The 13558-nt window shown below is 73.9% G+C and carries 13 protein-coding genes; 7 read left to right on the top strand and 6 right to left on the bottom strand.

Features of this window, described 5'->3' with window-relative positions:
* Positions 1-5: 5 nt before the first annotated feature.
* Entirely contained in the window at positions 6-221 is a 216-nt protein-coding gene (locus D7193_RS16200; RefSeq protein WP_241562994.1) for a hypothetical protein, read from the bottom strand.
* Positions 222-341: 120 nt separating this feature from the next.
* Between D7193_RS16200 and D7193_RS16195 the strand changes: the two genes are divergently transcribed.
* Entirely contained in the window at positions 342-1097 is a 756-nt protein-coding gene (locus tag D7193_RS16195) for a hypothetical protein (RefSeq protein ID WP_120780271.1), read from the top strand.
* Between the two features lie 149 nt (positions 1098-1246).
* Complete coding sequence (locus tag D7193_RS16190; protein WP_120780431.1) at positions 1247-2485, top strand: FAD-binding protein; 1239 nt, start codon at positions 1247-1249, stop codon at positions 2483-2485.
* A gap of 159 nt (positions 2486-2644) precedes the next feature.
* Here D7193_RS16190 and D7193_RS16185 read toward each other — a convergent pair whose 3' ends face one another.
* The 3 genes from D7193_RS16185 to D7193_RS16175 all read right to left on the bottom strand — a co-directional run bounded on the left by D7193_RS16185 (position 2645) and on the right by D7193_RS16175 (position 5758).
* Complete coding sequence (locus D7193_RS16185; RefSeq protein ID WP_120780270.1) at positions 2645-3784, bottom strand: site-2 protease family protein; 1140 nt, start codon at positions 3782-3784, stop codon at positions 2645-2647.
* Between the two features lie 67 nt (positions 3785-3851).
* On the bottom strand, positions 3852-4706 hold the full coding sequence (locus tag D7193_RS16180; RefSeq protein ID WP_120780269.1) for an alpha/beta hydrolase: 855 nt from the start codon (positions 4704-4706) through the stop codon (positions 3852-3854).
* Between the two features lie 332 nt (positions 4707-5038).
* Entirely contained in the window at positions 5039-5758 is a 720-nt protein-coding gene (locus D7193_RS16175) for a TetR/AcrR family transcriptional regulator (protein WP_120780268.1), read from the bottom strand.
* A 102-nt stretch (positions 5759-5860) separates the two neighbouring features.
* On the opposite strand from D7193_RS16175, the gene D7193_RS16170 reads away from it, so the two are divergent.
* From D7193_RS16170 to D7193_RS16150, 5 genes are all read left to right on the top strand, one after another.
* A complete protein-coding gene (locus D7193_RS16170; RefSeq protein WP_120780267.1) occupies positions 5861-7336 on the top strand; it encodes an MFS transporter in 1476 nt (491 codons plus the stop codon).
* Positions 7337-7442: 106 nt separating this feature from the next.
* On the top strand, positions 7443-8357 hold the full coding sequence (locus D7193_RS16165) for an ABC transporter ATP-binding protein (protein WP_120780266.1): 915 nt from the start codon (positions 7443-7445) through the stop codon (positions 8355-8357).
* Entirely contained in the window at positions 8354-9163 is an 810-nt protein-coding gene (locus D7193_RS16160; protein ID WP_120780265.1) for an ABC transporter permease, read from the top strand. The genes D7193_RS16165 and D7193_RS16160 overlap by 4 nt, the downstream gene beginning before the upstream one ends.
* A gap of 30 nt (positions 9164-9193) precedes the next feature.
* Positions 9194-10330 (top strand): sensor histidine kinase, encoded by a 1137-nt coding sequence (locus D7193_RS16155; protein WP_120780264.1) that lies wholly within the window; start codon positions 9194-9196, stop codon positions 10328-10330.
* Positions 10327-10950, top strand: a complete 624-nt coding sequence (locus tag D7193_RS16150; RefSeq protein ID WP_120780263.1) for a response regulator transcription factor — start codon at positions 10327-10329, stop codon at positions 10948-10950. The genes D7193_RS16155 and D7193_RS16150 overlap by 4 nt, the downstream gene beginning before the upstream one ends.
* A gap of 12 nt (positions 10951-10962) precedes the next feature.
* Here the strand turns inward: D7193_RS16150 and D7193_RS16145 are convergent, their stop codons facing one another.
* Positions 10963-11877, bottom strand: coding sequence for a L,D-transpeptidase (locus tag D7193_RS16145; RefSeq protein WP_120780262.1), 915 nt, complete (start codon positions 11875-11877; stop codon positions 10963-10965).
* A gap of 122 nt (positions 11878-11999) precedes the next feature.
* A complete protein-coding gene (locus tag D7193_RS16140) occupies positions 12000-13457 on the bottom strand; it encodes an alpha-amylase (protein WP_120780261.1) in 1458 nt (485 codons plus the stop codon).
* Positions 13458-13558 lie beyond the last annotated feature (101 nt).

The following is a 13558-nucleotide window of genomic DNA, read 5'->3' as shown; positions in this document are numbered from 1 at the left end:
CCCAGTCAGCGGGCCGGGCCGACCATCCGCGGCGGGCGGGGCGGCGGGCCGGGCGTCGGCACGGGTGTCGGCGCCGGCGGCGGGGCCGGGGTCGGCCGGGGCCCGGGCGACGAGGGGTACGCCGCCACGTCGGCCGGCTCCACGCCGGTGCCCGTAGGGTCGATCTCCTCCTCGGAGGGGAACACGTCGCCGCGCGGTGCCGGATCTCGATAGCTGCTCATGGGCGTAGGGTTCCCCCCGATGCCGGTGCCAATCGTGCCCGAACGACCGGTGCGCGCCGCTTGCGTGTTGTCGGAGGATGCGCTACACCGACGTCCACGAATCGGATCGGGGGTCACGACGTGGAACTGCGCCGGAACCGGGGGTCGCTCGTGCTGCCCCTGGTCTGCGTACTGGGGGGCGTGGTCCTGCTGGCGATGCCCAGCAGGGAGTCCGCGTTGCGCAACGTCGTCGCGATCGGCGTCATCGTCCTGGGCGGGGCGGTGCTGCTCGGCGCGGTGCGGCCGTTCCGGTTCGCCATCGGCCCTGACGGTCTGGACGTACGGCGACCGGGGCTGCGCCGGACGATCCCGTGGACGGAGGTCGGCGCGCTGGTGCTCGACTCGCCACCGGTGTCCGGGGACCGGCCCGCCACGCCGCGACTGCTGCTCGTACCCGCTCCGGGTGGCGCCCTCGGCCTGCCGACGACCGCCCGGCACCCGATCGACGGGCGGCCGGCCGCCGAACTGCTCGATCTTGACCAGGTGCGGGAGAAGCCCGAGGAGATCGCCGCCGCGCTGACCCGGTACGCGGGCGACCGGTTCGTCGACGTGCTCGGCCGCCGGCGGGCCGCGTTCGGGGTCGAGGAGTTCACCGTCGCCCTGCGCGGCTACCGGATGGACCGCGTCGACCAGCTCGTCCGGCGTGGCCAGGAGGCCCTGGCCTGGGGTGACGCCGGCGCGCGGCAGGCGGCGCGGGACGAGATCGAACAGGCCCTGGCGGCCGGGCTGCCGGTCGCCGGGCGTGGCTTCGCCGTGGCGCAGGTCGACGAGGCGCTGCACGGGCTCAGCACGGCCCTCGCCGACGACACCTCGACCCACCGGGAGCCGACGACGTGACCACCGCCGACCAGCGCACCGACCCCGCCGCACCGGCGTCCTCTGCTCCGGCGGACGCCGATGCGACGGCGTCCGGACCTCTGGCCGGCGCCGATGCGACGGCGTCCGGGCCTGTGGCCGGCGCCGACGCTGCGACCCCGGGCCACGACGTGCCCCGCCGGAACTGGGCCGGCAACGTCCGCTACGCGGCCCGCCGGTTCCACCGGCCCACCAGCGTCGACGAGCTGCGGCGGCTGGTCGCCGGCAGTGACCGGCTCCGGGTCGTCGGCACCGGCCACTCCTTCAACCGGCTGGGCGACACCACCGGGGACCTCGTGAGCCTGGCCGGGCTGCCACCGGAGATCACCATCGACCCGGAGCGGCGGACCGTCACGGTGGCCGCCGCCCTGCGCTACGGGGACGTGGCCACACGCGTGCACGCCGAGGGGTACGCCCTGGCCAACCTCGCCTCCCTGCCGCACATCTCGGTGGCCGGAGCGGTCGCCACGGGCACCCACGGCTCCGGCGTGGCCAACGGCAACCTGGCCACCGCCGTCGCCGGGCTGGAACTGGTCACCGCCGACGGCGAGCTGCTGCGGGTCGACCGCGACACCGACGGGGACACCTTCGCCGGGATGGTCGTCGGCCTCGGCGCGCTCGGGGTGGTCACCCGGGTCACGCTCGACCTTGTACCCACGTTCGACGTCCGGCAGTACGTCCACCTCCGCCTGCCCCGCGAGGAATTGGACGCCGCGTTCGGCTCGGCGTACAGCGTCAGCCTCTTCACCGACTGGCGCTCGCCCCGCATCGAGCAGGTGTGGCGCAAGCAGCGGGCCGACCAGGCCGCGCCGCCGCCCGGCTGGCTGGGTACGACGGCGGCCGTCACGGCCTGCCACCCGGTGCCCGGCATGCCGGCGGAGAACTGCACGGCGCAGCTCGGTGTGCCCGGGCCCTGGCACGAGCGGCTGCCGCACTTCCGGCTCGGTTTCACCCCGAGCAGCGGCGACGAGCTCCAGTCGGAATACCACGTGCCCCGAGAGGCCGCGGCCGAGGTGCTCGCCGCGCTGGATCCGGTGGCGCACCTGATCGCCCCGGTGCTCCAGATCTGCGAACTGCGCACCGTGGCGGCCGACCGGCTCTGGCTCAGCCCGAACTACGACCGCGACAGCCTCGCCGTCCACTTCACCTGGAGCGACGACGCCGCCGCGGTGCTGCCGGTGGTGGCCGCCGTCGAGGAGCGGCTCGCGCCGTTCGCGCCGCGCCCGCACTGGGGCAAGGTGTTCGGGCTCGCGCCGGAACGGGTGGCCGCCGCCCACCCCCGGTACGCCGACTTCGCGGCCCTGCTGACCCGCCTCGACCCGGCCGGAACGTTCCGCACCGAGCTGCTCGACCGGTACTTCCCGCGCTGACCGGTCCGTGGCCCGGACGTCCTTGGGACGCCGGCCCGTCCGGCGTGCGGTCCCGGCGGGCGCCGGCCCTGGCCTGCTGTCCTGGCGGGCGTCGGCCCGTTCGGCCCGCGGTCCCGGCGGGCGTCGGCCCGTTCGGCCCGCGGTCCCGGCGGGCGGCGGTCAGCGCCGGCCGGCGAGCTGGTCGCGCATGCTGCCGCGCTGTACGGCCCGGCTGATGTCGCTCGGCGACACGATGCCGACGAGGTTGCCGTCGGTCACCACGAGGGCCCGGCCGTCGGCGCACTCGTTGAGCCGGGGTAGCAGCTCGTTCAGCTGCTCGTCCGGCCTGGCCAGCACCAGCTGGTCCTCCCGGCAGGCCACCTCGGCCAGCGTGGTGGCGTCCCGGCGGTCCGCCGGCACACCGCGGACCCGGTCCAGGGTGACCAGGCCGACCGGCCGCCCGCCCTCGGTCAGCGGCAGCGCCGAGTGCCGGTAGGCGAAGAGGTAGCGGTCCACGAAGTCCGCGACCGTCAGATCCGCCGAGGCGGTCTGCGGCTGCGGGGTCATCACGTCGGCGACCCGGACGTCGCGCAGCGCGCTGCCCATGCGAGCCTGCCGTTCCTCCATGCCCGCCGCGCCGATGAGGAACCAGCCGATCAGCGCGAGCCACAGCCCGCCGACGCCCCGGCCCGCGATGAACTGCCAGAGGCCGAGCGCGATGAGGACGGCGCCGAGCACCCAGCCGGCGCGGGCCGACACCACCGTGGCCCGCGTCCGGTCGCCGGTCCACTTCCACACCGCAGCCCGCAGCAGCCGCCCGCCGTCGAGCGGGGCGGCCGGCAGCACGTTGAACACGGCCAGCAGGATGTTGATGCCGGCCAGCCAGGCCAGCACGCCGAGCAGCAGGCCGCGGTACCCGACCTGCGCGAGGATGATGGCGAACGCCCCGAAGACGAGGCCGATGCAGAAGCTCACGAGCGGGCCGATGCCCGCGATGCGCAGCTCCGCCCCGGGATCCTTCGCCTCGCCGCGCAGCTCGGCCACCCCGCCGAAGAGCCACAGCGTGATGCCGCCGACCTCCAGCCCGTTACGTTTGGCCACGATGGCGTGGGACACCTCGTGGGCCAGCAGGCCGAGGAAGAACACCACGGCGGCGACCAGGCCGGACAGGACGTAGAGCCCGCCCGGGCGGTCGGGGTACGCGCGGGGGAACTGGCTGGCCGACAGCCCCCACCAGATCAACGCGAAGATGACCAGGACGCTCCAGTTGACCCCGACAGGTACACCCGCGACCCGGCCGAGCCGGAAACTCGCCCTCATCTTCCGCTGATACCCCCACCAGCCATGCCCATGCCCGCGCCGCCGGTGCTATCGATCCCGCGCACCGTCATCGGCGGGGGTTCTCGCTGGCGATCGTCTGCTCGCGCGGGATGGCGGCCGCCTCCAACGCCCAGTCCAGCGCGTAGTCGGCGACCTCCTCCCAGCCGTCCTCGCCCACGGTGAAGTGCGACCGGCCGGGGAACGGGTGGTACGCCGTCAACGCCCGGGACTTCGTGTAGAGCGCGGCGTTGCTGCGTACCACGCCGGGCGGCACCACGTGGTCGGCGCCCCCGGCGATCAGGAGCAGGGGGGCCCGGTCGTCGCGGCGGGTGTACACGTCGGCGGCCGAGTGCGGGTCGAGGTTGGCGAAGGCGCCCTCGAAGAGCACGTGCCCGGCGCCGGGGACCGCGTACCGCTCCCAGGCCCGGTCTGAGTCGGCCCGGCTCATGGTGTTGCCGAACGCGTAGTGGAAGTCGTCCTGGGTGAACGGTACGGCCCTGTGCCGGTTGGCCGGGTTGCGCAGGATCGAGAACGCGGAGCGCAGCGTGCTCAGCGGCAGCTTGGCCACCCCCTTGACAGGCGCGGGGTGGATGCCCACCGCCGCCGCGCCGAGACCCCGGTCGACGAGGATCTGGGTGACGAGCCCGCCGAACGAGTGCCCCATGATGATCGGCGGGCGGGGGAGGCCGCGGATGATCCCCTCGTAGTTGTCGGCGATGTCGCCGAGCCGCTGCTCGGCGATCGGCGTCGGGTCGGCACGCAGATCCTCGACCTCGCCCTCCATTCCGGGCCAGGCCGGGGCCAGCACCCGCAGGCCGCGCGCGGCGTACCGGTCGACCCACCGTTCCCAGCTGCGCGACGTCATCCAGAGTCCGTGGACCAGGACGACCGTGTCGACGTCTCCCAGCGGCGCGCTGCTCATGAGCGTCCCTCCCCGGTGTCACGCGTGCGGACCCCGGCGGTTACCCGGCTGGCGGGGCCGGAATCCTGCCGGCGCGGGCGGGGCCGAGCGGTGTTCGCGGGTGATCGACACGGGTTCCTTGAAGTCGCGGTGTCGGGGCGTCCGGGACACCGCGACTTCAAGGATCTCGAGTGGATCACGACCGGGCCGGGCTTGATCGACGCCGGTTCGCCGATGTGGCGGTGTCGGGCCGGCCGGGACCCCGCCGGCTCGGCGGAATGGAGTCGATCAACGGCCGCGCCGGGGCGCCGCGCCGGAGCGCCGCGCCGGAGCGCCGCGCCGTGGCGGGACGGTCAGCGGGGCGTGGCGTAGCGGGCGACGCCCTGCACGAGCAGGTCGAGACCGAACGCGAAGCGCTCGTCCCCGCCGCCGGACATCAGGGCGTCCAGGTGTGCCCGGGTGTGCGGGAAGCGCTCCGCCGGCAGGCTCAGGTAGTACTCGCGTAGCTGCGTGAGCATGTCGGTCCAGTACCCCTCGATGCTCTTGCCGGACGCCCGGACCTTCTCGCCGAAGAGGGCCCCCTCGTACGCGTCGCCGGCGATGTAGAGGAAGAGCCGGTCCAGGAACCAGGCCGCCGGCTGGGGTGGTACGCCGCCGGCGAGCAGGATGGCCAGCATCCCCTCGGTGACGCGCAGCGCGTTGGGCCCGGTGGGGATGGTGGCCAGCGAGGCCAGCGCCAGGTTGGTGTGTACGACGTAGACCCGGTACGCCTGCCAGGCCACGTCCGTGATCTGCTCGGCCCAGCGTTCCGGGTCCGGCTCGGGCACGGTGATGGCCGCGCTCACCCGGTCGAGCAGCAGCTCCAGCAGCTCTTCCTTGCCGGAGACGTGCGCGTAGAGCGAGGCCGGCCCGGTGCCCAGCTCCTGGGCCACCCGCCGCATGCTCAGCCCGCCCAGGCCCTCCCGGCTGAGCACGGCCATAGCCGCGTCCACGACGGCCTGCTGGCTCAGCTGTCGACGCGCGGGTCGGCTGCGCGAGGGCGTACGCCAGGGCGGGTCGGGCAGTTCGCTCACGGGTGACCTCCGATCGGGACCACGACATCCTACTTGCCGACGAACCGTGTTCGTTGTAGAACGGTGTTCGCCAACGAACGCTGTTCGCCAGAGGAGATTCCGATGTCCCAGACGTTCACGGGGGAGACGGGCGCCGACGGCGCCAGCCGCGCCACCGTCCCCGAACACGCGCCGTACCGCTGGCGCTGGCTCGCCCTCGCCGTCATCCTCGCCGCGGAGGTCATGGACCTCCTCGACGCGCTCATCACCAACCTCGCCGGGCCGGCGATCCGCGCCGACCTGGGCGGCTCGGAGAGCCTGATCCAGTGGCTCGGCGCGGGCTACACCCTCGCCATGGCCGTCGGCCTCGTGACCGGCGGCCGCCTCGGCGACCTCTTCGGCCGCCGTCGGATGTTCCTCGTCGGGGTGCTGGGCTTCACCGCCGCCTCGGCGCTGTGCGCGCTGTCCGTCACGCCCGGGATGCTGGTCGCCTCCCGGGTGGCGCAGGGCCTCTTCGGCGCGGTCCTGCTCCCGCAGGGCCTCGGCATCATCAAGGAGGTGTTCCCCCCGCGGGAGATGGCGGCCGCGTTCGGCGCGTTCGGCCCGGTGATGGGGATCTCCGCGGTGGGCGGGCCGATCCTCGCCGGCTGGCTGGTCGACGCGGACATCGCCGGCACCGGCTGGCGCGCGATCTTCCTCATCAACCTGCCGCTCGGTCTCCTCGCGGCGCTCGGCGCGCTGCGCTTCCTGCCGGAGTCCCGCGCGACGCACGCGTCCCGGCTCGACCTGCCCGGCGTGGGGCTGGTCGCGCTCGGCGCGGTGCTGCTGGTCTACCCCCTCGTGCAGGGGCGTGAGCGCGGCTGGCCGGCCTGGATGTTCGCGATGCTCGCGGCCGCGGTCGCCGTCTTCGTGATCTTCGCCCGCTACGAGATCCGCCGCCAGCGCACCGGGCGGGACCCGCTCGTCGTGCCGTCGCTGTTCCGCCGCCGGGCGTTCACCGGCGGCCTCGTGGCCGGGCTGGCGTTCTTCACCGCGCTCACCGGCTTCTCACTGGTGTTCAGCCTCTACCTCCAGCTCGGTCTCGGCTACTCGCCGCTGCGGGCGGGGCTGGCCGGCGTACCGCAGGCGCTCGGCATGGTGGCCGCCTTCGTGCTCGCCGGAGCCGGCCTGGCCCGGCGGTTCGGCCGTACGCTCATCCACGCCGGCCTGGTCGTGGTGCTGGCCGGCGTCGGCGGGATGCTGCTCACCCTGCGGCTTGCCGGCCCGGAGGTCACGACCTGGCGGCTGGTCCCGGCGCTGGTGGTCGTCGGCTTCGGGATGGGGCTCGTGATGGCCCCGTTCTTCGACATCGTGCTGTCCGGGGTGGAGCCGGCCGAGACCGGCTCGGCCTCCGGCACCCTGACCGCCGTGCAGCAGCTCGGCGGCGCCCTCGGTGTGGCGGTGCTCGGCACCGTCTTCTTCGGACAGTTCACCGAGGACGGCGCCGGCGTGGCCGTCCGGGCCACGCTCTGGGTCGAGGCGGCGCTGCTCGCGGTGACCGTCGTCACCGCGTTCCTGCTGCCACGGGCGGCTCGCGAGGACGCGGCCGGGCAGCACTGATCCGTCAGGGGGCGGCACCGCGGGTGCCGCCCCCTGACAAATGTCATGGCCGGATCATGACGGGCGCTCCGGGTACGCGGGCCCCGCCGGCCGGAGCATTCCTGTCATGACCAGTACGCATCCGGCCGTCGAGCTGAGCGGCCTCACCAAGACCTTCGGCGCGGTCACCGCGGTCGACGGGCTGAGCCTGCGGGTGGAGCCCGGCGAGGTGGTGGCGTTCCTCGGCCCCAACGGGGCGGGCAAGACCACCACCATCGACATGCTGCTCGGCCTGGCCCGTCCCGACTCGGGCACGGTGCGGATCCTCGGTGGCGCACCGGCGGACGCGATCGCCCGGGGCCGGGTCGCCGCCGTGCTCCAGACCGGCGGGTTGCTCAAGGACCTGACGGTCGGCGAGACGGTACGACTGACCGCCAACTTCTACCGGCAGAGCCGCCCCGCGACGGAGGTGCTGGAGCGGGCCGGGATCGCCGACATCGCCGACCGGGTGGTCGGCCGCTGCTCGGGTGGCCAGCAGCAGCGGTTGCGTTTCGCGCTCGCCCTGCTGCCCGACCCCGACCTCATGGTGCTCGACGAGCCGACCACGGGCATGGACGTGGAGGGGCGCCGCGAGTTCTGGCAGGCGCTGCGGCGCGACGCGCGAAGCGGGCGGACCGTCATCTTCGCCACCCACTACCTCGACGAGGCGGACGCGTACGCCGACCGGATCGTGCTGGTGCGGCAGGGCCGGATCGTCGCGGACGGCACCACCGCCGAGATCAAGAACCTGGCATCCGGCCGGCTGGTCCGGGCCACCCTGCCCGACGCCGACCAGGCCGCGCTCGCGGCGCTGCCCGGCGTCGACGCCGTCGAGGTCCGCGGCGACACCGTGCTGGTGACCACCGCCGACTCCGACCTCGTCGCCCGGCACCTGCTCACCCGGACCGCGGCCCGCGACCTGGAGATCACCTCCCGGAACCTGGAGGACGCGTTCCTCGCCCTCACCACCGACCGGACCGACCACATCGGAGCCGCACGATGACCACCGCCCTGCCCACCGCCGCGTCCACCGCCCGCTCCGACTCCGCCGAGCGGCGTCCGCCCGCCCTCGGCGGGTTCTCACCGGCCGTGCTTCGCATCGAGCTGCGCCGAGTGCTGCGCAACCGCCGTACGCTCGCGTTCACGCTGATCATGCCGGCCGTCTTCTTCCTCATCTTCGGCCTGCCGCAGCGGGGGCAGCAGCTCGACAACGGCAGCCAGGTTCTCGGGTACATCATGATCAGCCTGGCCGTGTACGCGGCCATGGTCGCCACCACCAGCACGGGCGCCGCCGTGGCCACCGAGCGGGCGCTGGGCTGGAGCCGGCAGCTGCGCCTCACGCCGCTGCGCCCCGCCGCGTACATCGCCATCAAGGTCCTCACCGCGATGGCCCTCGGCCTGGTCGCGGTCTGCGTCGAGTTCGCGGTCGGCGCCGCCGCGGGTGTGCGGATGCCCGCCCACGTCTGGCTGCTGGCGGGTCTCGGCGCGTGGCTCGGCTCGCTGGTGTTCGCGGCGTTCGGCCTCTTCGTCGGCTACCTCTTCCCGGCCGAGAACGTCATGCAGTTCATCGGCCCGATCCTGGCCGTCCTGGCCATGTTCGGCGGGCTCTTCGTGCCGCTGGAGGTGTTGCCGGACGTCCTCGCCGACGTGGCCCGGTTCACCCCGGTGTACGGCGTGGGCGAGCTGGCACGCGCCCCGCTGACCGGCGACGGCGTGAGCGCGGGGGCCCTGGCCAACATCCTGGTCTGGACGGCCGTCTTCGCGGTCGGCGCGGCCCGGCTGTTCCGCCGCGACACCGCGCGGGTGTGACCCGGGGAACCGGTCGCTAGCGTGGACCCGATGGACGTGTCGACGGGACGGCTCCAGCCCGCCAGCCGCAAGTGGCGGCTGACCGGCTGGCTGCTGGCCGCGGTCTGGCTCTTCTTCCTCAACGTGCCGCTCGGGACGGCGCTGGGGCAGGCCGAGCCGTGGCGCCGGTGGCTCGGTGTGGGGGCGCTGGTCACCTTCGGTGTGGCGTACGTGCTGCTGTTCGAGTGGGCGCGGGCGCACCGGCAGGCGAGCCGCCCGATCCCCCGGGGGCGGGCCGTCGCGAAGCTGGTGGGCCTGCTCGCGCTGGGCCTGCTCAGCAGCTTCGGCACCGGTGCGGACTGGATGACGACGCTGGTCTTCGTGGCCACGGCAGCGGTGTTCCTGCTTCCCGGCTGGTGGGCGCTGGTCGTCGTGGCGCTCGCCGCGGCGACGCCGCTGCTGGCGGGTTACCTGGTGCCGAGCTGGACGGGGGAGACCACCGTCTTCTTCGCCGTGCTGCTCGCCTCGTTCGCCATGTTCGGCGTCGCCGCGCTGGCGCAGCGCAACGGCGAGCTCCGCGCCGCACAGCAGGAGATCGGCCGCCTGGCGGTCGCCGAGGAACGGGCCCGGACCGCGCGCGACCTGCACGACATCCTCGGCCACTCGCTCACGGTGGTGGCGATCAAGGCCGAGCTGGCCGGCCGCCTCGTCGAGGTCGACCCGTCCCGGGCCGCCGCGGAGATCGCCGAGGTGGAACACCTTGCCCGGGCGGCGCTGGCCGATGTGCGGCGCACCGTCGGGGCGTACCGCGGGGTGCGGCTGGCCGAGGAGCTGGCCGGCGCCCGCTCCGCCCTGGCCGCCGCGGGCATAGCGGCCGACCTGCCGGCCGAGCTGCCCGAGCTGCCGGCCGAGCGGGACCAGCTCTTCGGGTGGGCCGTACGGGAAGGAGTGACGAACGTGGTCCGGCACAGCGGGGCGCGTCACTGCACGATCCGGGTCAGCCCGGAGGCGGTGGAGATCAGTGACGACGGCCGGGGGCCCACCCCGGACACGGCGGCTGCCGGACACGGTCTGGTCGGCCTGCGCGAGCGGGCGCAACGGCTCGACGCGGCGGTGGTCGTCGGCGGTCGCCCGCGCGGGCGTGGATTCGTGCTCCGGGTCGCCCTTTCGTCGGCGGGTGCCCGGTGACCGAGCCGATCAAGCTGCTGCTCGCCGACGACCAGGCGCTGGTCCGGGGCGCGCTGGCGGCGCTGCTCTCGCTCGAACCCGACCTGACCGTGGTCGCCGAGGTGGGCCGGGGCGACGAGGTGGTGCCCGAGGCGCGGCGGACCGGCCCGGACGTCGCGCTGCTCGACGTGGAGATGCCCGGGCTCGACGGCATCGCCGCCACCGCCGCCCTGCGGGCGGCCCTGCCCTCGTGCCGGGTGCTGGTGGTGACCACGTTCGGCCGGCCCGGCTACCTGCGCCGCGCCATGGAGGCCGGCGCGAACGGCTTCGTCGTCAAGGACACGCCGGCCCGGCAACTGGCCGAGGCGGTCCGGCGGGTGCACGCCGGCCTGCGGGTGGTCGACCCGACGCTGGCCGCCGAGACGCTCGCCACGGGAGCGAGCCCGTTGACCGAGCGGGAGACCGAGGTGCTGCGGGCGGCACGGGACGGCGGCACGGTGGCCGACCTGGCCGCCGCGCTGCACCTCTCGGAGGGGACCGTCCGCAACCACCTGTCGGCGGCCATCGGCAAGACGGGCGCCCGCAACCGGGCCGCGGCCGTGCGGATCGCCGAGCAGAACGGCTGGCTGCTCGGCGACTGAGCGCCCGGTGGCTCAGGCCGTCGGGGGTGGCGTGGGCAGTTCCTCGACCACCACGACGCTGCTGCCGGGCCGCACCTCGGCGAGCAGTTCCCGCTGGCCGCTGCGGGTGACGCGGATGCATCCGTTGGTGGTGTTCTCTCCCAGCTCGCCGTCGTGGTACCAGGTGTGCAGGCCGATGTGCGCCCCGCGCAGGCCGGAGGGGACGGCGTCCGGGTCGTCCGGCACCGAGCCGAGGGCGTAGATGTCCACCCCGCCGTACACGTCCTGCGGTGGCGGGGTGCGCCCGAGGACGAACGTGCGGCCCAGCGGCGTCTCCTGACCGCGTTGGCCGAGGCTGACCTCCCAGGTGCGCACCGCCCGCCCGGCGCGGTACCAGGTCAGCCGGTGCTGGCGGCGTTCCACCACGATCTGGTCGCGCAACGGGACGGTCGTGAAGCCGCCGGGCGGGAGCCAGGCCAGCTTGCGGTTGGCCGAGGGGACGAGCACGGCCGTCCAGCCGGCCCGCCGATCGGCGATCGGCATGGTGACCTCGACCTCGCTGATGGTGGGGGCGAGGAAGGCGACCGGCCGCCCGCCCGGGGCGTCGTACGCGACGATCTTCCGGGTCGGGTGCAGCCCCTCGGTGAGCGGCGTGGTGTCCAGGGCGGCCGGATCGTCCGGGAAACCGGCTGGCGCGGGGTCGTACGTGATGACGGGCAGCCCGGCCGGGGCCGGCGCCGCCGGTGGCACGCTCTCCTCGGGGACCTGCTCCGCGCTGCTCGGCGCCGGCGGGGCGGGTGTGGCGGTGTCCGCCGGGCTGGCCGCCTGCTCCGCCGCGGGGGTCAGCGCCAGGCCGGTGAGCAGGGCGGTCACGACCAGCACCGGTACGCCAACGCCGGCTGCGAGCCAGCCGCGACGGCCACGGGATCTGATTCGGTCAAACGGCACGAAACCACTGTAAACCCGATAGCTCACCACCAGCCCCCTTAGCCCCAAAAACCCCACGCCCCACATCCGTGATCAAGAGGTTTGCGTCAGAATCCGGGCACGGATCGACGCAAACCTCTTGATCAACCGAGTGCGGCGGGGCGCGTCAGACGCGCGCCTAGGTGGATGGCCACCGCGTCGTGGGCGGGTACGTCCGCCGCGAACCAGCCGTTGCCGTCCACCGTGACGACCGGGCCGTTGCAGGCGCCGTTGGCGTACGTCCCGTGGATGACGTCGCAGTACCGGCCGGCGGGCAGGCCGGTGTAGTACGACCGCCCGGTGATCGCGTTGTCCTCGTCGTTGAGGGTGAGGTAGCCCTTGCCGGCCCGGCTGAAGGCGATGTGGTTGTTGCCGTTGTCGTACCAGTTGGCGACACCGGCCCCCTCGGTGGCGTTGCGGAAGCCGACCATGTTGGCGATGACCGGCCAGCGGTGCTCGCACTCCCAGCCGGAGTAGCAGGTGGTGTTCAGCGTCCGGTTTCCGCCGTCCGACGGTGGACCCTGGTCGCGGCTGGCGAACGTGTAGCTCGACATGACCGTGGGGGAGCCGTACGGCCAGGCCAGCATGAAGGCGTTGGCCAGCGCGTAGATGCCCCGGTCGCGGTAGGTGAGGACGCCGCCGTCGCGCTGGGTGTCGTGGTTGTCCACGAACACCGCCGCCGAGCCGGAGGGCAGGTGCCCCCAGGCCTCGCCGAAGTTGCGCAGGTAGGCGAGCCGTTCGGACCGGAAGACCCGGGCCAGGTCCTTGCCGTAGCGGAACTCGTGCACGTCGCCGTTGCCGGTGTACTCGCCCGGCTGGATCGGCTCGCCCGCACCGTGGATGACCTCCTGCACGAGGTACGCGGGCCGCGACAGCCGCGACTTCAGCGCCGCGATGTCGGCGGCCGGCATGTGCTTGCTGGCGTCCATCCGGAAGCCGTCCACGCCGAGGGAGAGCAGGTCGTTGAGGTACGCGGCGAGCCGGCCCCGCACGTAGTCGGACTCGGTTCTGAGGTCGGCCAGGTTGACCAGCTCGCAGTTCTGCACCTCGTACCGGTCGTTGTAGTTGACGATGTCGTCGTTCCCGTTGCGCCCGCAGTGGTGGAAGTCCTGCGTCTGGTAGGTGCCCGGGTAGTCGTAGTGGCCGTACGTCGAGCCGGCCCACCCGGTGCCGCCGCCGTCCTGGCCGGACATGTGGTTGACCACCGCGTCCACGATCACCTTCACCCCGGCGGCGTGGCACGTGTTCACCATGGACTGGAACTGGGCGCGGGTGCCCTTGCGTGACTCGATCCGGTAACTGACCGGCTGGTACGCGACCCACCACTGGGGGCCGCGGACGTGCTCCTGGGGTGGGGACACCTGCACGTAGCCGTAGCCCTTCGGGCCGAGCGTGCTCTGGCACTCGGCGGCGACCGACGGCCAGTTCCACTCGAAGAGCTGGACGATGACCTTCCGGGTGCCGCTCGGCGCCGCGGCGGCCCGGGGTGCGGTGACGGCGGTGGGAGCGAGCAGGCCGGCGACCAGGCCGGAGGCGAGGATCGCCGAACGGCGTCGGTGCATCGGAGACCTCCTGACAGGGGTGGGAGGACGGGGGTGGTGCGGCGGGGGAGGCCCTGGTTGCTGGGATCTTGCAGTCGGGGCTGAAATTTTCGGAAAGGTTA

The organism is Micromonospora costi (assembly GCF_003626655.1).
In the GTDB taxonomy this organism is placed as follows: domain Bacteria; phylum Actinomycetota; class Actinomycetes; order Mycobacteriales; family Micromonosporaceae; genus Micromonospora; species Micromonospora costi.
This window is presented reverse-complemented; position numbering and strand designations above follow the sequence as displayed.

Coding starts and splice junctions, on each gene's coding strand:
- D7193_RS16200 (WP_241562994.1), bottom strand. CDS start 221: ATGAGCAGCTATCGAGATCCGGCACCGCGCGGCGACGTGTTCCCCTCC.
- D7193_RS16185 (WP_120780270.1), bottom strand. CDS start 3,784: ATGAGGGCGAGTTTCCGGCTCGGCCGGGTCGCGGGTGTACCTGTCGGG.
- D7193_RS16180 (WP_120780269.1), bottom strand. CDS start 4,706: ATGAGCAGCGCGCCGCTGGGAGACGTCGACACGGTCGTCCTGGTCCAC.
- D7193_RS16170 (WP_120780267.1), top strand. CDS start 5,861: ATGTCCCAGACGTTCACGGGGGAGACGGGCGCCGACGGCGCCAGCCGC.
- D7193_RS16165 (WP_120780266.1), top strand. CDS start 7,443: ATGACCAGTACGCATCCGGCCGTCGAGCTGAGCGGCCTCACCAAGACC.
- D7193_RS16160 (WP_120780265.1), top strand. CDS start 8,354: ATGACCACCGCCCTGCCCACCGCCGCGTCCACCGCCCGCTCCGACTCC.
- D7193_RS16155 (WP_120780264.1), top strand. CDS start 9,194: ATGGACGTGTCGACGGGACGGCTCCAGCCCGCCAGCCGCAAGTGGCGG.
- D7193_RS16140 (WP_120780261.1), bottom strand. CDS start 13,457: ATGCACCGACGCCGTTCGGCGATCCTCGCCTCCGGCCTGGTCGCCGGC.